Below are 18712 nucleotides of genomic sequence, written 5' to 3' on the forward strand. Positions count from 1 at the left end.
TGCGACTGTTCAACCATCAAGGATTTAAGCAGTAGGGTGCGTTAACGCAGTGTAACGCACCATTTTTGACCGTGCGTTACGGCGCGGATACGATTTTTCTTAGAGTTTCACGATTAAACACCGCGCCTAACGCACCCTACAATTAAGAAACCCGGTTTTTTAGAAAAACCGGGTTTCTGTTCAACGATCAAGGATTTAAGAAATCTAAATGCGCGCCTGCTTTAGACCGCAAATCCTCTGGAGTTCCTTGTAATCTCAATCTACCTTTATCCAACAATACAATCCAATCAGCGCGATTAATTACTCTTGGACGGTGGCTAATTAAAATTGTCGTTTTCCCGCGACGGTGACGCAAAAGTCGCTCTAAAACTTGCGCTTCGCTTACGGGGTCGAGTCCGGCGGTAGATTCGTCTAAAATCAATACAGGCGGGTCGTTAACAATTGCCCTTGCTATTGCTAATCTTTGCCGCTGTCCTCCGGAAATATTAGCGCCAAATTCGCCCAAAACTGTTTGATATTTATCTGGTAATTGACTGATAAATTCATCGGCTTCGGCAATTTGACATGCGCGGACAATGCTTTCAAACGTCGCTTCTGGCGAACCTAAACGGAAGTTTTCAATAATCGAACGACTCCAAAAATGTGGTTCTTGGGGAACTAAAACAACCTGTTGGCGCAAGCTTTCCAGGGATAAGTCTTGCTGGTTATAAATCCCAATTCTAATATTACCAGATTGTGGTTGATATAATCCAGCAATTAGTTTGGCCAAGGTACTTTTACCGCAACCGGATTTACCGATAATCGCTACAACTTTACCACCGGGAATTGTGAGGGAAAAGTTTTTGACTAATTCCACTCTTCCCGCATAGTGAAAGTTAAGGTTGCTGCAAGTAATATCGGCGTCGTCTAGTATTTTCGCAAAGGGCTTTTTACCATCTTCTTGAGTTTCTGGCGTGGCGTCGATTACTTCTCCTAATCTTTGACTAGCTGTTTGGACGCGGGTGAATTCATCTACCAATCCAATCGCGGTAGTAATTAAACCAGCAAAGTTTTGATTCATGCTGTTAAATGCCAGCAATTGTCCGATGCTGAGTTCTTTATTAATTACCAGCAAACTGCCTAACCAAAGTAATGCGATCGCTCCACTCCCGGAAACAAATCCGGAAAAAATATTGTTGATAATGCCAATTTGAGTTGTCCGGAAGTTTAAGTTAGCCAGTCGCCCAAACCTTCCCTGTACTTCTTCCCAAAATTGCGAAGAAGAATTGGTGGTTTTCATCGTCAAAGCGCCCTTGAAGGTTTCGACTAAAACCCCTTGGTTTTCTGCCTCTAAAACTAAGGTATTGCGCGTCTTTTTCTGTAAAGCAGGCAAGAATACAATCGTCGATAAAGTCATCAAAGCAGCAAGTAATACAGCAGCAAGCGTCAGTTTCCAACTGTAAAACAGCATGAAGAAGAACGAAACAACCGCAATAAATAGCTGACTGGGGAAACTGACCACGACTTGGGAAACCAGCTGGTTAATGTCTTCAATATCGTGGAGGCGACTGACGATTTCGCCACTGCGCCGCGATTCGTAGTAAGAAAGCGGTAACCGCAAAATTTGTCGCCCGAATTCCAGGACTAAACCTAACTCCAACCGCTGGGCAAAGTGGGCGATAAAATTAGATTGCAAAAATTCCAAACCGCTGCTAAAAAGATTCATGACGATGACAGCGATCGCTAACCCCGTCAGCAGTTGCATATCCCCCCGCACCAACACATCATCGGTGAGAATTTGCAGCAAAAATGGCGAAGCTAAAGACAGCAACCCCAAAACTAAATTTAACAGCAATGCTTGCGTTAGCAAAGCGCGAAAAGGCCACACCCGTCGCGCAAAGCGAGTCACACCGCCAACTTTATCATCGGGTTGGCTAAAAAAGCGCACCGGATCGGGTTCCAACAACAGCATCACCCAATCAGTCCAACCTTCCTCCATCTCCTCGCGATTGACGTAGCGGATACCCATGGCGGGATCTGCGATCGCATATTCCTTACCTTTCTGCCCGTACAAAACCACCCAGTGGGAACCCATCCAGTGAATAATAGCTGGTAGCGGTGCAGCCTCCAACTGGTCTAAAACCTCCGGTGAAGTTCGCACAGTGCGGGCATTAAAACCCATCACCTCCGCCCCTCGCTTCAACCCCAACAAAGTCGTTCCCATTTGTCCAGTACCCACCGCTTCCCTGATGCGGTTGAGTGCAAAAATGCGCCCGTAAGACTTAGCAACAGAAGCAAGACACGCCGCGCCGCAGTCTTCTTCACTGTGCTGCATTACAACTGAGTATTTCATTAGAAAATAAATCTAAGTTTGATACACCAAGTAGTTAATTCGTCCTCATCCCACCCCCATCAGCAAAAAAACACCCGTAGTTTTACGGGTGCTTGCATTCAATATAGCGGCTTGCAACCCTTGTGAGGTATCACAGCGGTGTGCGCGCACCCTTAAGGGTGCGCGCTTGACAAACTCAGCAAAAATGCTGTACCTCATACGGCTGCAATCCGCTGTAATTGAGCCAAACTAGGTTTAGCTAAAAAAAATACAGTCACCGATTACCGATTACCCTAAAGCAACGAGATGCTTTTATGGGTTACCGTTTAGCGGTACACTGGTGATATAGAATACGTGACCTTAGCTCAAACGTGCCGTAGCCTCACACTGTACGTGCAGTGGAGAGTGTTGAGATGAATGCTAGCGTTGCGGATGAGTGCAGGAGTACCGATGCCGTATCGAATCAGGCAAGGGAAATCTGCAACGACGAAACGAGCAAATCGCTTGTGGTATCATTGAATCATCTTGACACTGCCTGCCATAAGCAAAAACCAAGTTAAAAGGTACAGTTGTCAAGAAAAAGTATGGGTCTTGGGAACCAGGACTCCTGCCCTTGGAGGGAATGTAAGACCAATAGGATTACGGAGTCCTGGAGGCGGTTGCCGATGAATTGGGAAGCCTACACTGTACCGTAGGTCAGTGTAGGTAGTTCACTTCGACATCACAACTGAGGTAAGAGATGGGGACGCGGCGATATCCTGGAAAATCTCTCCGCGTCACCAACTTTTTCTTAGCACCAAATTAGACAAAGCTGCGTTTTCTGCAACCTTTCCTTGTGGCGCTTCGTTTCCAAAAGATCAGTTAAATCGAACTCAGATCGCGCCATTACTCGCGTATCCGTTCCTACCAACAGCTGCTGTAGTAAACAGTCCGGTAGGACGAGTAGCGACGACGGGGATAGTAGTGCCCGTAGTGGTGGCGGTGGCGGCGGTAGCGCCGATAACGACGCACGTATACGGGTGTGTACCCAACGAACTGGTAGTAATAACCGTGGGCACCGTTGACTGTTTCAGCTTCTTCAGCAGACAGATCGGTGAACAGCGTGGTTGTTTCCATTTCCTTTCCTTTCACAGTGAACTCCTTTTGGGATTGATATAGAAGAGAAAACCCGCAGGAAGCTGTACTGATTTCTAGCTTGTTCCTGCGAATTCTAATACAGATTCCCCAAGCCAGAGATTACATCCGGATAGCTCTGGAAAGTTGTTAATGTTTCTTAACAAAATCTGAGATCGCCATGATTAACGACAAATTTGACATTGATCCGCTAAATCCCCTGGATAACGACGACTTCCTCCCGCCTATGGGGCCTTGGATGAGATTAAGCGGTATGTTTTTACTGGTGACGTTTGGTGCAGCGATCGCGCTGTCTGGGTTCATCAAGTACAATACCGTCGTCAAAGCATCTGGGATGGTGCGTCCTCAAACCGAATTGCAAATCGTACAGGCGCAAAGCGAAGGAAGACTCAAAGCGATTGACGTGAAAGAAAATCAGCAAGTGCAAGCCGGAAGTGCGATCGCGCAGATCGACGACACCCCGCTGAAGCGCAAGAGAAGCCAGGTGCAACAATATATAGATCGCTTGAGAGCGCAACAGGAGCAACTCAAGAATCAAATCTATCGCAGCACCAGCGGCAATAGACAAAATCCACCGCGAGGCAGGGACATCAACGAACTCAACTTTCCCAACCTAGCGCCCCAGATCCAACAGTACAAAAAAATGCAGAATGATATCGACAGCGCAAATAAAGAAGTAGAACAACTCGAGGAAGCAATTGAAAACAGTACGATCCGGACACCAGTTGCTGGTACGATCTTTGGTTTAGACGTGGAAAACGTCGGTCAGCCGGTACGTAATGGTGCCAGAATAGCCCAAATTATACCCAAAAACGCGCCGATGGTAATCAAAGCCAACGTACCCGTTGATGCACTGGGTGAAGTGGAAGTCGGTCAATCTGTGCAATTGCGAGTTTCGGCATATCCTTATCCGGATTATGGCACGCTGAAAGGGAAAGTGAGCGCGATCGCACCCGACGCCGTCACCGCACAGAACCAGAATAATAATAATAGCGATGAAGGCAGCTTCCCCGCTGCTGCGGCTTACTACGAAGTCACGATTCAGCCGGAAAAAAGTTATTTAACGAGGAGCAATAAGCAATACAATATCCAACCCGGAATGGGAGTGACCGCAGATATTATTTCTAGGGAAGAGACAGTACTAACATTTCTGTTGAGAAAGGCAAGATTGATCACAGATTTATAGGAAAAATGCTTTGTTCGTAGTAAGGACTTCAGTCCTTCGCTCAGTTGCATGACCCGACAGGGACTTAAGTCCCTGTCTCATAGCAAAAGTCCTCTTAAGAGGACTATAAAAGCTTCTTCATTCCACAAAGCGTGGACTTTTGGGCAGAGGAAATGGAAAAATTGTTGAGGCGATATCGCGTTCGCGAAGCGTGCGCCTAGCGCATTCGCTTCACGCAAAGAAACCCGGTTTCTATGGGAACGAGAGATCGACGGTCTCACCTTTGTTTCTTTTCTCGTCGTGCGTCATATCATGTCCGGTCGATTACCCTTAATAAAAATCTCGACCCGTCACCGTGTCACCGTTCTCCCAAGTCATTCCTAACTATGGGTGAAGAACCGGACATGATATCAGTCCTGTATGGATGGGGAAATCGGGTGCGTTCGCGCCAGCTAGGGTATGCATATCGCTTTGGGCGAGTGCTAAGGGTGTGCATATCGCTGCCAATTCTAACGCTTAATTTATCTGAATGCTTCACTTTGAACGCTGGTTTGATTTGGCTGGATTAATCGATTTTTCTCAAATCTAGGCAGAGTCATCATTCCAAGTAAAACCAAACCCGCGATCAAAAGTAACTGGGAAACTAAATCGGGAGATTTTTCGGGATTTTCTTGAGTAATTTTCTTAGTATCGCAAATTTTTTCACAAACAGTGCAAAAGTAGAGGTGTTGTTTGTCAGAGTCAGGATGCCTTTGGAAATTACAGGGCAAGGAATGAAGATTCGTGTTATCTTGGTAAGGACAATCTTTAGACATAGTTCTATATCGATTCTGTTGTTTTAACTATGTCAGTACATTCATGCATCCAGTGAGAATGTGTAAGAAGATTCACAAAATAATCACCCACATACCCATCTGTGCAAAATACATAAGAAAAAGAAACCCGGTTTTTTGGAAAAACCGGGTTTCTCGTGTTGCGCCGACATGGGATCCCAGAGACTAGATCTGCCACTTCTGTTGTCAAGTCGGGGAGCTGGGTAAACTTAATGACTAAAGACTAATGATTTAATCGTATTTACATACTCCCTTACCACAGGTTGTTGCGTAAAACCGGCGTCAGTTTTTTCAATCAGCGATCGCGCTTGCAAAGACTGTAGCACTTCCAGCAACTCTTGTTGCGAAACAGAGGGAATAGAAAGCCGCAGTTTCTCCAGCGTCATCGCCTCCCAGTTAATTCCCAGGGAGGACATCACCTGTTTTTCTAAATCTGACAGACGATTAAACTGCTGCTCTAAAATATCGCGAATCTCTCCAAAAACTAGCGTCCCCTGGGCTAAAAAATCAGCGATATTTCCGGCAAATAAATCCTGGATCGCCGTGGCAACGATTTTCAACAGCAGCGGATTGCCTGCATAGAAATACGAGAGCTTCTCCCAATCTTCTTCCCAGCCAAAAAGCCCTTTTGTCATCAAAATTTTTCTCGCTTCTATCTCCTGCAAACCCCCCAAATATTTGCAGCGAACGGGTAAAGTTTTGCCTTCTTGACAAGCCAACCCCCTTGGTTTCTCCCGGCTAGTCAGTACCAAGCAACTGGGATGGCTTGCTTCTCCAACTATTGTGAGAAACTGACCGTAACCTTCATATCCTTCGCGATAGCGCCCCCCGCAATTGCCACTTTGCAGAACCGACTCAACATTGTCCAGGATTAGCAGACAAGGTGCGGAGCGTAAATAGTACATTAACTGGCAGATTCTACAGTCCAAAGTCGTTGGTAAATCCGTTCCCCGCTGTTTTGAAAGGAATTGAACGATCTCTGCCAGAATTGTTTCCACGGGTGGTGCATTGCGGAGACTGCGCCAAATTAGGTACTCAAACTGAGTTTGAATTTGTTCTGCTAACTTGATAGCCAGAGCAGTTTTACCCATTCCCCCCATCCCCAATATTGCCACCAAACGACATTTATCCTGCAAAATCCATTGCTTGAGAGTAGCGAGTTCGTCAGTGCGTCCTAAGAAAAAAGAAACATCAATCGCTTCGCCCCAATCTTGGTGCTGGTTATTGTTACCATTGGATGCAACAAAAGTTTGTGTATCCTGACTGCTGAGGCTGTTATTGGGAGTTGGTGGAAGTCGCCGCCGCAGCACTGAGCGGAAATTATTTTTAGTGACTTTTTCTCCCAAGGATTTAGAGAGCGATCGCCACAAAGTGGAGCCAACATCCCGCAAATAATCGGCATCGTAACCAGCTAAAGCCGCAATTTCTTCATACACCCGTTCTTCCCAAGCTCCCCGAAATACTAGCTCCTGAACGTGATTGAGAGACTCTGGTTTGAGTACCGTTTCCAAAAAATCAAGTGCGTCTTCTATATTCATTTTTCCCAGCTTGCTAAAATTACTTAACAATCTGATTTGTTAAATCAGGCAACCGTTGCATCTACTGCTGTTGGGTGACAGCATCCTAATCCCTTTGCTTGGCAAAGGTTATGCGCTGTACCCCCATCACAACTACACTTCAGTATTTTTCCATAACTTTCAGGAATATTTTAACAAAACTTAATAATAATCGCGAAAAAATTCTGACATTTTCTCACATTTTCTTACGGTAAATCAGGAATCTTTAACTTAACTTTATGAAATAGGCGACTGAAGTCAGTAATTATCAGGGCGATCTGAGAAAAGTAACGAGTTTTCGCCTGCAAATTGTTACTGACATAACTCAGAAGTGAAAGAGACAGTAGTTTCACTGAGAAATTACCGTTTTTTCAACACTTAGTCGCCTCAAGAATAGCTCTTGATTTACACCAGTTGTACTGAATTTTTGCAGGGAGAAACTATCATGGCAGATTTCTTTGGTGACAGCTTTGCCAACAACCTTAGCGGTACTGGGTTAGCAGACAACATATTTGGCGATGGTGGAAATGACACTCTCACAGGTCTTGGCGGTAACGACCATCTGTTTGGCGATTCTGGAAATGATTCCTTGATTGGCGGGGATGGTGCAGACTATCTGTACGGTGGAGAAGACAATGACACCCTCGATGGTGGAACCGGCGCTGACAGCCTCTTTGGTGGAACTGGCGCTGACAGAATCCTGGGTGGAAGTGGCGCTGACAACATCAGCGGCGGTGCTGGTGCTGACACTGTTTTCGGTGGATCTGAGAATGACATCATTAACGGCAATGCTGGCGCGGACAACCTCAACGGTGACTTGGGCAATGACACCATTGATGGTGGGAGTGAAAATGACATCATTAACGGCGGTGCTGGCGCGGACAACATCAGCGGTGGTTTAGGCAATGACACCGTTTTTGGTGGATCTGAGAATGACATTATTAACGGCAATGCTGGCGCTGACAGTATCAGCGGTGATTTGGGCAATGACACCATTTTTGGTGGATCTGAGAATGATGTCATTAACGGTGGTGATGGCGCAGACAGTATCAGCGGTGACTTGGGCAACGACAGCATCAATGGTGGTATTGGCAACGACAACATCAGGGGTGGCGATGGCCTCGACACAATTACTGGCGGTGCTGGCAGCGACACCCTAGCTGGCGGTGCTGGTAACGATGTCCTAATTGACGGTGGAGGAAATGACCGCTTCCTCTTCAATACGGCTCTTCCTGCTGCCGGTGTAGATAGGATTGATAACCTCTCAGTCAACGTTGACAAAATCGTCCTCGACAAGACAATCTTCGCCGCCCTCGAAACAGTTCCTGTTCCGGGTGGTGCTGTTTTGCTAGCCACAGATTTTCAAAGCAGCGCCATCATCCCAGCAGCGTTGAGTTCGGCTGAGATTGTTTACAACCCTAATACGGGAGACTTGTTCTACAACCCGAATGGAATCAATCCGGGTTTTGGTGTAGGCGGTGGTCAGTTTGCCACCCTTGTCGGTTCTCCAAATAATTTATCAAGAACCGACTTCCTCGTTGTGGCGTAGCAATAATTGCGGAATCTCAGAATTGAGAAACTCGGTTTCTGCGTCCATATTTCCTTGATCTTCAAATGACTTTTGCTAGAAACCGGGTTTCTTTGTGTAAGTCCTACTAACTCAAGTTGCTAGTTATCTCTCTGGGAGCGGCTAATGGCTAATGGCTAATGGCGAGATTGGTAAAAATCCTTTATTAGCAATTAGCAATTAGCAATTAGCAACGCCCTTGTTTATAACTAGCAACTTGCGTTAATACATCCTCTCAAAAAGCTGAAATAGCTCAGGAAATATGCCAAATTTAAACTTGCTAGGCGATAGACCATTTGCTCCTGTGACAGTAGGTCTTGCCGATAACTTTACGAAAAACGATGGAGGATGGATTACTCAGAATGATTATCCGCGTCAGCTAGCTGATGTGAATGGTGATGGTAGAGACGATATTGTCGGTTTTGGTTTTGACGCCGTTTATGTGTCCCTGGCAAACGGCAATGGCACTTTTGCTCCTATTACAGTAGGTCTAGACAATAACTTTACGAAAAACGATGGAGGATGGATTACTCAGAATGATTATCCCCGACTGCTAGCCGATGTTAATGGTGATGGTAGAGACGATATTGTCGGTTTTGGTTTTGACGCGGTTTATGTCTCCCTGGCTAACGCCAATGGCACCTTTGCTCCTATTACAGTAGGTCTAGACAATAACTTTACGAAAAACGATGGCGGATGGAGTACTCAGAATGATTATCCCCGCCAATTAGCCGATGTCAATGGGGATGGTTTAGCCGATATTGTTGGTTTTGGTTTTGACGCCGTTTATGTGTCCCTGGCTAATGGCAATGGCACTTTTGCTCCGATTACAGTAGGTCTAGACAATAACTTTACGAAAAACGATGGCGGATGGATTACTCAGAATGATTATCCGCGTCAGCTAGCTGATGTGAATGGGGATGGTTTAGCCGATATTGTTGGTTTTGGTTTTGACGCCGTTTATGTGTCCCTGGCTAATGGCAATGGCACTTTTGCTCCTATTACAGTAGGTCTAGACAATAACTTTACGAAAAACGATGGAGGATGGATTACTCAGAATGATTATCCGCGTCAGCTAGCTGATGTTAATGGGGATGGTTTAGCCGATATTGTTGGTTTTGGTTTTGACAACGTATTCGTCTCATTTGCTAACGGCGACGGCACCTTTGGTAATGCCATAGTAGGTGTGGCAAATAACTTTGCGAAAAATGGTGGGGGATGGATTACTCAGGATGATTATCCGCGCCAACTAGGTGATGTTAATGGAGATGGTCGCGCCGATATTGTCGGTTTTGGTTTAGACAACGTTTTTGTCTCCCTGGGAACTACCAATAAAAATGATTCAATTGTCGGTGGCAGCGGTAATGAAACCCTCGATGGGTTAAGTGGAAACGATACTCTTAGAGGTGGTGCTGGGGAAGACAAATTATATGGTCGGTCTGGCAATGATTCGTTGGACGGGGGTATTGGGAACGACTATCTAGATGGTGGCACTGGCAATGACACCCTCGACGGTGGAGATGGCAATGATACGATTGCTGGCGGTGCAGGTAATGACCGACTGATTGATGGTGGTGGAGACGATCGCTTCCTGTTCAATACGCCCCTCGCCACTGCTGGTGTAGATACCGTCGATGACCTGACAGTTGGCATCGACAAAATTGTCCTGGCTAAGTGGGTATTTTCGGAACTCGAAACTGCTGCTGGTAATACTTTGCTAGCTTCAGACTTTGCCAACGTCACTGGTAGCGAAGCCACTAGCTCATTTGAGATTGTTTATAACAGTATAACTGGTGGGTTGTTCTACAACTCGAATGGGGTTTTACCAGGGTTTGGCACAGGAGGCGGTCAGTTTGCCACCTTGGTCGGTTCTCCTGATACGGTATCAAATACTGACTTCCTTGTTGTGGCGTAACGACGATCTTATCACCTTTGTTTTTTTCATAGAAACCCGGTTTCTTTGCCTAAGTCCTGAGAGTTTAGTTGCAACAGGGCTGACAAATTTCCAGCCCTGTTTGTTTTGTCGATATCGATCAAGAACTGACAATTCCCGACCACTGAACTTTCTTTTCTTTGTCTCTGCGATAAGAAAAGAAATATTCGGGTTGTTGATAGGTGCAATGAGGCGCGATCGCCACCTGTTCGCCACTAATTCCCATCCGTTCTAATTGCAACTCGTTCACCCGCCGCACATCTAATCGCACCTTTCCATCTTCCTCATCGGGTAATATCGGTGGATTCGGTAACCATTGCAACGTGTCTAGAATTTCTTGCGGTGAATCCGATGGTATAATGCTGGCTCCGACTTGGGCGGCAACTTGCACATCGACTTGGTAGACTTCCCCCGCGATCGCAGGCCCCATGGCAATGCGAAGATGCTTTAATTGACTGCCATTGGATTGGAGACGCGCGATCGCCACAGGTAAAATCTTCTGTGCAGTCCCCCGCCACCCTGCATGTATCGCCGCGACTTGTCCTGTCTCCACATCCGCAATTAACACCGGCGTACAATCTGCCGTACAAATCCACACGGCCTGATCCGCCCGTTCTGTCACGATACCATCCGCCAAAGGCAGAAAATCTTTATCCAGCTTCCCGATATCTGTTTCAGTACCGACAAACTGTTCCACTTCCTTTGCCGTAACGACAGTATTGCCATGTACCTGTTGTGCCCGATAAACCTTGACATCGGGACGCAATGCTGGTAAAAATTCTGCCGGATACAGAGGCCAAAACTGCTGGGTAAAAAAGCCGTGAGGCCACTTTTCCAAAAGACTACAGGTAAGATAGGGGAATCCTTCCCAAGTGCGCCAGTGCCAGGTATGCATAGATTGAGTCATCGGTAGTGGGTCGTGGGTAGTAGGTATTTTTTACCTGTACCACAGAATCTCTTGGACTGTAATCCGCAGCCACACTCAATCTAAAATCTAAAATCTGAAATCTAAAATTTTCAATCACCAGTGGAATTCAATCGGCAAAAATTTATCGCAGCGATAGGTGCGTCGCCACAAGAAACGCCGCATAATTTCCAGATCTTTGAAACCGTCGCTTCAACTAACCAGACGCTGTGGCAGTTACTTGAGGGCAACGCACCCCCCCGAACCGTTGCGATCGCCACCCAACAAACCGCAGGACGAGGACAGTGGGGAAGGCATTGGCAATCAGAGCCGGGTGGATTATACTTATCCCTGGCGCTGTTTCCAAACGTGCCAACTCAATTGGCGGCTGGTCTGACTCTATGCAGTGCTTGGGGAATTGCTACCGCTTTGCGCGACAAAGGCATTCCAGTCTTGCTCAAATGGCCCAACGACCTCGTACTTTCAGGGCGCAAATTAGGGGGCATTCTTACCGAAACTAGAGTACAGCAAGGGAAAATAACCACAGCTGTTGTGGGAGTAGGCATTAACTGGGCTAATTCAGTTCCGGAAACCGGGATCAATTTACAATCCTTTTTAGAAAATAACCCAGTATCGCCGATTACCTCGCTGGAAATCTTAGCTGCCGTTACTCTCATGGGAATCGTTGCTGGATACGAATATTGGCAGCAAGAAGGAATCGAGCATCTATTGCCAGCTTATGAAAATATACTGAGCAATATGGGTCAAACAGTCACAGTCGATGGACAAGCGGGGGTAGTAGTGGGAGTTTGTGCCAGTGGCAATTTGCGGGTGCAAATCTGTCAAACAGGAGTTGCAACTCCTGTGGAAATTAGCGTAGAGCCAGGTACAATCAGTCTGGGTTATAGATAAAATTCCGGTAATTCTACGGTGTGATGGAGATGGAAAAACCAATCAACCGAGACAAGCAAATAAAATTGCAGTCCGAAGAAACTCAATTAGTAGCGCTCGCCACCAATCCCTCACGGGGTAAATTTTGGCAGCAGGTTATGTTAGCGCAAGGCATTGGTTGGGTCGGCGCCCTCGGCATTCTCGGTAGCAGCATCGCTTGGACACAAGAGCAAGCATCCAACCCAGGCGGTGGTTCGACAATTGTGGAAGCGCTCCCCAAAGCTTCCCCCATCGAACCAAATTTAGCCGCTCCCAGACGCGCTCCAGCTCGGTCCGGACGGCGCTTAAGAGCCAGAATGCAGCGGCAAAGACAAAGAATCACATCCGCTGTTAATAACAATACATACATCGACAGAACCGATTACAGTCTGGGTGCGACCAGACGCAGAAGCGGCAGAACTGACACCTATGACGCCCCCAGTTCGGTGGTGATGACCGAACGCACCACTAGGCGTCAAACAACGATCGCCAGAAGACAGCGGGCGATCGAAGCTGGCGAATCAGTGGCGCGGGTGAGAACAAGGGTGAGGAGTAATCTATTTAGACGGGATTCTGCTTCAGAGACGCAAACGGATCGCTCAATCGAAATCCCCGTTTACCGTTATAGAGTCGGTCGCATCTCCCGCCGTTCCCAAATCACCCGCCGCAACTCACAACCGACTCAATTCGGGCGCATATCTCGTGGGTCACAAATTGCCCGCCGTAGAGAGCAACAAATTCAAGTCGATCGCATCTCCCGTAGGGTACAAATTGCCCGCCGCGCTCCACAAATTCAAGTCGATCGCATCCCCCGTAGGGTACAAATTGCCCGCAACTCACAACCCACTCATGTAGAACGCAGCACTCGACGCAGCCAAATTGCTCGCAGAGGGCAACCAGAGCCAGAAAGAAGCAATAGACGCAGCCAAATTGCTCGCATCGTGCAACCAGAGCCAGAAAGAAGCAATAGACGCAGCCAAAAGGCGCGCATTGGGCAACCAGAGCCAGAAAGAAGCGCTAGACGCAGCCAAATAGCGCGTTCCCGACGACCGGCGCAAATCCCGATCGAATACGTTGCCAGGACTTCGGCGAGCGAACGCATCGCCAATACCTCGAGCATCAATCATTTCCGCCGTCGTTCCCAAACAGCATGGCGTTCTTCCCATCGAGGCCCAGAAGTAGCCGCAGTCGGGCAAATTCAGATCGGCTCGGTTACCCCCAATCCCAACTCTGTCCGCGTCCGTCATTGGAACGGGATCGGGACGCAGACAACCTTGCCGCAGCGTTTAGCCCCGCAACCCATCGGCAGCGAGCAAAACAGCCAACCCATCCCGCCTTGGCCCGGTTTAGCTTACAATACCGCCACAAGCAAACCCCAAGAATATCCTCGCCGTCCCACTCTTCCCATCATCTTTCCGCTTTCCATACCCGCCCAGATTACCTCAGTCTTCGGTTGGCGAATTCATCCCATTAGCGGCGACCTACGCTTCCACACCGGAACCGATTTGGGCGCACCAATCGGCACCCCCGTCGTGGCAGCTTATCCGGGTCGGGTCGCCCTGGCAGATACATTAAGCGGCTACGGCTTAACCGTAATCATCCAGCACAACGACGGCACTCAAGAAACTCGCTACGCGCACCTGTCAGAGGTATATGTCGAACCGGGAGATTTTATCGAACAGGGAACGACAATCGGGCGCGTGGGTAACACCGGCACCTCGACTGGTCCCCACCTGCACTTTGAAATTCGCGAGCAAACCCCAGAAGGCTGGGTAGCCATAGATGCGGGCGCTCAAATCGAGTCCAGCTTAGCTCGACTGCTCAATACCTTGCAGATCGCCCAATCGCCCCAATCAGAAACTACCGAGTCAACCAAACTCGCCCAACCTAAAACCCAGCTAGATAACACCGAATTACCCGAAATTATCGTCCCCAATACCCCAGCCTATTTCGTTCCACCTTTAACTGGAGGCTAACCCAATTGCAGATTGCAGATTTAAGATTTCAGATGGAACATTAAATCTGCATTTAACAGTTTAAAAATAGCTAATTGCTAATTGCTAATTGCTCATGGGAATATTTTCCAGAGCGACCATTAGCCATTAGCGATTAGCCATTAGCAATTAGCAGCCCTAAAATTTAAATGTAGCCGTGTTCGGCTAGAAAGGCTGGTGTAATTGTCTCTAAATTGGGGACTTCGCCCCAACTAGGCGCAGTCTCGCGACTATAGCCAAAATGCAGGAATCTTTCCACATATTTGCCTAAAATATCTCCTTCCAAATTCACCCAACTATCTGGTTGGAGATATTGCAGGTTCGTCTGGGCAAAGGTGTGGGGAATGACGGCAACTTTAAACCAAGTTCCCTTCTTGTCGCAGTCAGAAACAGTTAAACTTACCCCATTGACGGCGATACTGCCTTTGGGGACAATATAACGGGCGACAATTTCGGGGGCGGTAAAGGTCATTTCCCAGGAATTGGCGGTTGGTTCGAGCGATTGCACTTCACCCACCCCATCCACATGACCCGTGACAAAATGTCCGCCCAATTTGCTGCCAACCCGCAGCGATGTCTCTAAATTTACCCAGCTATTCTCTAGTTGCTGTCGTCCCAACGTAGTTCGACGCAGGGTTTCTGGAGAGGCAGAAGCGACAAACCCCGATGAATGTATCTCCTCGACGGTCAGGCAAACCCCATCCACCGCCACGCTGTCGCCGATTGCCAGACCGGGTAAAATTTGATCGGCTGCCTCGGATGAGCAAGAAATCCGCAATTTATCAGACTCTTGGGGCGAAATTGTAGCTAAAGCTTGAATTAATCCGGTAAACACTGCTTTATTACTCAAAAATTGCTCAAAGAAAGCTCGAACGGGCTGAAACTGGTGACAAAGGCAACAATTTATCCAGCCTAATGGTCTACTTGTATAATCAAAATCCCACACCCGACCTGTGAGATCCGCGTCAAGATCGAGGCATACTTGGGTAAAGACCTTATTATGGGTTTGACCGTAACCAGGTCTAAAAGCCCGAACAGAGTACAACAGATGAACTCTAGCGACCCCCCCCAACAAAGTCGATTCTTACCGTTGGACCATTCAGTACCAGTTTACCGCTCAACTTTGATCCCCCATCGCCTAAGGTATTCTAGAGGCTAAGCTAATGATTGAGATGAAAGTCGCCGGAATTGCACTCGATGCTATGACGCGCAGCCCAATAGTGCTTCTGAAAGATGCTTCAGATAGACGGGCGCTACCTATATATATAGGCCAAGACCAGGCCAAATCTATTATTGGGGCTTTGGAAAAACAAGCGCCTCCTCGCCCCCTCACCCACGACCTGTTCGTGAATATGTTAGAAGCTTGGGGTATGACCTTGGAGCGGATCGTGATCCATGCGCTTCAGGATAATACATTCTATGCTTTGCTGATCGTCCGTCAGGGTGAAGTCAAGAAGGAGATCGATTCGCGCCCCAGCGATGCGATCGCGATCGCCCTCCGCACCAACAGCCCCATCTGGGTAATGGAAGAAGTAATCGCCGATGCCTCGATCCCCGTCGATCGAGAAGCCGATCAAGCCGAACAAGAAGCCTTCCGCGAATTCTTATCCAACCTAAGACCCGAAGATTTGATTCAACGCGGACGCTTCAGTCCCGGCGAAGGCTAATTATGCCAGGATTTTAGATTTTGGATGCCAGGATTTAATGGTGATTTTTAAAGCTGTCAATCTTTACTTCAAACCAATCCCCCCAATCTAAAATCTAAAATCTCAAATCTAAAATCGATCCTATGCGATACCGGCGTTTTGGAAAAACGAATCTGCGGCTTTCAGTGTTCTCCCTCGGAACCATGCGCTACCTCGAATCTGAAGCAAATGCGGTGCAGACGCTGCAAGCAGCTATAGCGCAAGGGATTAATCACCTAGAAACGGCTAAAGGATACGGAAAAAGCGAAGAATATCTGGGGGCAGCGTTAAAAGCTGGTTTGGGGCTACCCCGTTCCCAACTTTACATCACCACAAAATTCTCGCCAACCGAGAATTGTTCTACCATGCAGCGGTGGCTCGATGAATCCCTCTTAAGGTTGAATTTAGACTACATAGACTGTCTGGCAATTCACGGCTTGAATACCTGGGAACACCTAGACTGGGTAAAACGCCCAGATGGCTGTATGCAAGCAGTCCAGCAAGCTGTTGCCGATGGGCGGGTGCGATACGTTGGCTTTTCTACCCACGGTTGCTTGGAATTGATTCAGGCAGCTATCAATACAGATTTATTTGAATTTGTCAATCTGCATTATTACTATTTTTTCCAGCGCCACGACCCAGCCGTTGAATTAGCCTGGAAAAAAGACATGGGCATCTTGATCATTTCCCCCGCCGATAAAGGAGGACGCCTCTACACGCCACCCTCTACCCTGAAAAACCTCTGCCATCCCTTGACGCCTTTACACCTGGGTTACCGTTTTTTATTGAGCGACCCTCGAATTACTACCCTCAGTTTAGGCGCTGCCAACCCAACTGAACTGACCGAACCTTTAAAAGTGGCAAACTGCGACGAACCCCTAAAGCCCCAGGAACTAGAAATATTAGAACGCTTGCAAGTGCATTTAGAAAACGTTCTAGGAACGGATAAATGCAGCCAATGTTATGCTTGTCTCCCTTGTCCGGAAAACATCAACATTCCGGAAATCTTGCGGTTGCGAAATTTAGCCGTTGCTTACGACATGACCGACTACGGTCAATATCGTTACCGCATGTTTGAAAACGCCGGACATTGGTTTCCAGGCGTCAAAGGAAACCGTTGCACCGAGTGCGGCGACTGTCTTCCCCGCTGTCCAGAAAATTTAGATATCCCCGCTTTATTGCAAGATACTCATCAGCGTCTCAATGGCGCAGCAGGTCGCCGCCTTTGGGAATAGGAATTTTAGATTTTAGATGGCAGATTTGAGATTGAAATTTTCAATTTTGCAGCTTTATGTTAAATCCAAAATTACATCTAATATCAAGTTCAAAAATGTGGGCAAATTTTGTAAGTTGGGTTGAGAAACGAAACCCAACTAGCACGCGGCTGTATGCCAAATCTAAAATGGCTTTAATGGTTGTCAACCTGAGCGCAATTTTATTTGTACCAGCAGTAACAATAGCTGCACCAGAACCGTCTGCACCTCCTACAAATTGCCCGCCATTAGAACAAGGAACAAATCCGCCAACCATCCCTACAATAGCCGCTGGTTCTGTTGTGACTGCAAATACTATTTCCCCAACTGGACTGACAAGACCTAGCCTTTGGTGGGCTGACGAACAGTTTGGTAACAAATTGCTCAACAACTGGTGTGCTTACCCGAATGAACGTCGGATAGATTTAATTGTAAATAGACAAATCTGGAGCTTGCTTACGTATTTAGAACGCTACGCATTTGTTAATCATTTTGGTACGGTAGCCAGAGATTTTCAGTACAATGTTCGGGTTTTTAATCAGCAGAATACGCCTTTGGCAACTTATACCTGTAACTTCAGCGCGACTCCAGTCAGCTGCAATCTTCAGATCGATACCCTGAACAGAAGGAGTTTGCAGTCAAGGTAATACTGCTTCACCCCTAACTACTTTCACGGGTTTCATGACGCGGCAAGTAGCACCGTACAGGACTTACGCAAAAAAACAAAGGGCGATCCGAAAAATCGTGGGTGATTAGTCGCGAGATTGACGCATCACCTTTGTTTTTGACCCCGCGTGCCTAAGTCCTGACCGTAAACGGAAGTTGCCCCCGCAGCGCCAACTTCCTTTGGCTGAAATCCTTTTCCAGTATGGAGTACAGCCATTTAACCTCTGGCATTGTGTAGTCTTGTCAGGAAGCGCGATCTGCCTGCCTTCCCCTGGGCGATGGCGCAGAAAATGGCTGATAATGATTTTCAATTTCCCATTCACTCTAGTCAGTTTTTAATTGAGAAACCAGTAGTTTAAACAACAGCCGTACCGCCCGCGCAGCAACGCGGGTGCGTACCAACTTAATTGGGCAACCCGAAGATTTTTGATCATCGAGGATATCGCCAAGCTGCTTGCCGATATCATTCAAGAACCGCGTACGCTTGGGTTCAATTCTGGTAAATACCCATTGCCAGAGAGCGATGCGGCACAAATCTGACCCGCCTACCCGGTCAAGTTCTTTATCCCCTGATGCTTCTTTCCCCGGCGCTACGCCAAGACTTCCCATGAACCGGCGTTCGGATAGGTAGCGTTTGGTTGGTTTCCCTGACTTTCGTCCCCGGCGCGTAATCACTTCTGGTTTACCGTCGGCATCTAAGTAATTTGACAACGGGTAAATTTGGCTGATTAAAACTGTCTGCAACCGCAGTCCAAAACCAAACTTAGCAAACACTTTTCGG

At 47.4% G+C, this 18712-nt stretch carries 15 protein-coding genes and 1 pseudogene; 9 read left to right on the forward strand and 7 right to left on the reverse strand.

Going from position 1 to position 18712, the window contains the following annotated elements; genetic code table 11:
• Window positions 1-187: 187 nt before the first annotated feature.
• The gene (locus tag ACE1CM_RS12485; RefSeq protein WP_374877799.1) at window positions 188-2332 is read right to left on the reverse strand and encodes a peptidase domain-containing ABC transporter; all 2145 of its coding nucleotides are present in this window, start codon (window positions 2330-2332) and stop codon (window positions 188-190) included.
• Window positions 2333-2724: 392 nt separating this feature from the next.
• Between ACE1CM_RS12485 and ACE1CM_RS12490 the strand changes: the two genes are divergently transcribed.
• Window positions 2725-2871 (forward strand): hypothetical protein, encoded by a 147-nt coding sequence (locus ACE1CM_RS12490; RefSeq protein WP_374877800.1) that lies wholly within the window; start codon window positions 2725-2727, stop codon window positions 2869-2871.
• A gap of 312 nt (window positions 2872-3183) precedes the next feature.
• Here the strand turns inward: ACE1CM_RS12490 and ACE1CM_RS12495 are convergent, their stop codons facing one another.
• Complete coding sequence (locus ACE1CM_RS12495; RefSeq protein WP_374877801.1) at window positions 3184-3369, reverse strand: hypothetical protein; 186 nt, start codon at window positions 3367-3369, stop codon at window positions 3184-3186.
• Window positions 3370-3605: 236 nt separating this feature from the next.
• On the opposite strand from ACE1CM_RS12495, the gene ACE1CM_RS12500 reads away from it, so the two are divergent.
• A complete protein-coding gene (locus ACE1CM_RS12500; RefSeq protein WP_374877802.1) occupies window positions 3606-4631 on the forward strand; it encodes an HlyD family efflux transporter periplasmic adaptor subunit in 1026 nt (341 codons plus the stop codon).
• Between the two features lie 500 nt (window positions 4632-5131).
• On the opposite strand, the gene ACE1CM_RS12505 is transcribed toward ACE1CM_RS12500, so the two are convergent.
• Together ACE1CM_RS12505 and ACE1CM_RS12510 are read right to left on the reverse strand one after the other, a co-directional pair.
• Window positions 5132-5425 (reverse strand): hypothetical protein, encoded by a 294-nt coding sequence (locus ACE1CM_RS12505; RefSeq protein ID WP_374877803.1) that lies wholly within the window; start codon window positions 5423-5425, stop codon window positions 5132-5134.
• A 227-nt stretch (window positions 5426-5652) separates the two neighbouring features.
• A complete protein-coding gene (locus ACE1CM_RS12510) occupies window positions 5653-6981 on the reverse strand; it encodes an NB-ARC domain-containing protein (protein WP_374877804.1) in 1329 nt (442 codons plus the stop codon).
• Between the two features lie 463 nt (window positions 6982-7444).
• Here ACE1CM_RS12510 and ACE1CM_RS12515 point away from each other — a divergent pair, with 463 nt between their 5' ends.
• Both ACE1CM_RS12515 and ACE1CM_RS12520 read left to right on the forward strand, forming a co-directional pair.
• Entirely contained in the window at window positions 7445-8548 is a 1104-nt protein-coding gene (locus ACE1CM_RS12515) for a calcium-binding protein (RefSeq protein ID WP_374877805.1), read from the forward strand.
• A gap of 280 nt (window positions 8549-8828) precedes the next feature.
• Window positions 8829-10481: a hypothetical protein gene (locus ACE1CM_RS12520; protein ID WP_374877807.1), complete on the forward strand. Its 1653-nt coding sequence runs from the start codon at window positions 8829-8831 to the stop codon at window positions 10479-10481.
• A gap of 118 nt (window positions 10482-10599) precedes the next feature.
• On the opposite strand, the gene pgeF is transcribed toward ACE1CM_RS12520, so the two are convergent.
• Entirely contained in the window at window positions 10600-11394 is a 795-nt protein-coding gene (gene pgeF, locus ACE1CM_RS12525; RefSeq protein WP_374877815.1) for a peptidoglycan editing factor PgeF, read from the reverse strand.
• A gap of 132 nt (window positions 11395-11526) precedes the next feature.
• Between pgeF and ACE1CM_RS12530 the strand changes: the two genes are divergently transcribed.
• Both ACE1CM_RS12530 and ACE1CM_RS12535 read left to right on the forward strand, forming a co-directional pair.
• Window positions 11527-12315, forward strand: a complete 789-nt coding sequence (locus ACE1CM_RS12530) for a biotin--[acetyl-CoA-carboxylase] ligase (RefSeq protein ID WP_374877808.1) — start codon at window positions 11527-11529, stop codon at window positions 12313-12315.
• 29 nt (window positions 12316-12344) lie between these two features.
• The gene (locus ACE1CM_RS12535; protein ID WP_374877809.1) at window positions 12345-14309 is read left to right on the forward strand and encodes a peptidoglycan DD-metalloendopeptidase family protein; all 1965 of its coding nucleotides are present in this window, start codon (window positions 12345-12347) and stop codon (window positions 14307-14309) included.
• 163 nt (window positions 14310-14472) lie between these two features.
• On the opposite strand, the gene ribE is transcribed toward ACE1CM_RS12535, so the two are convergent.
• Window positions 14473-15162 carry a riboflavin synthase gene (gene ribE / locus ACE1CM_RS12540; RefSeq protein WP_374877817.1) on the reverse strand — a complete coding sequence of 230 codons (690 nt, stop codon included), beginning with the start codon at window positions 15160-15162 and terminating at the stop codon, window positions 14473-14475.
• Window positions 15163-15490: 328 nt separating this feature from the next.
• On the opposite strand from ribE, the gene ACE1CM_RS12545 reads away from it, so the two are divergent.
• The 3 genes from ACE1CM_RS12545 (at window position 15491) to ACE1CM_RS12555 (ending at window position 17912) form a co-directional block, all read left to right on the forward strand.
• On the forward strand, window positions 15491-15994 hold the full coding sequence (locus ACE1CM_RS12545; RefSeq protein ID WP_226586210.1) for a bifunctional nuclease family protein: 504 nt from the start codon (window positions 15491-15493) through the stop codon (window positions 15992-15994).
• Between the two features lie 122 nt (window positions 15995-16116).
• Window positions 16117-17247: an aldo/keto reductase gene (locus ACE1CM_RS12550; protein WP_374877811.1), complete on the forward strand. Its 1131-nt coding sequence runs from the start codon at window positions 16117-16119 to the stop codon at window positions 17245-17247.
• A 95-nt stretch (window positions 17248-17342) separates the two neighbouring features.
• The gene (locus ACE1CM_RS12555; protein ID WP_374877813.1) at window positions 17343-17912 is read left to right on the forward strand and encodes a hypothetical protein; all 570 of its coding nucleotides are present in this window, start codon (window positions 17343-17345) and stop codon (window positions 17910-17912) included.
• A gap of 343 nt (window positions 17913-18255) precedes the next feature.
• On the opposite strand, the pseudogene ACE1CM_RS12560 reads toward ACE1CM_RS12555, so the two are convergent.
• Window positions 18256-18712 (reverse strand): annotated as a pseudogene (locus ACE1CM_RS12560) (IS110 family transposase); the annotation flags it as partial.

The sequence above is a fragment of the Microseira sp. BLCC-F43 genome (genome assembly GCF_041929235.1).
Classification (GTDB): Bacteria; Cyanobacteriota; Cyanobacteriia; order Cyanobacteriales; family Aerosakkonemataceae; genus Microseira.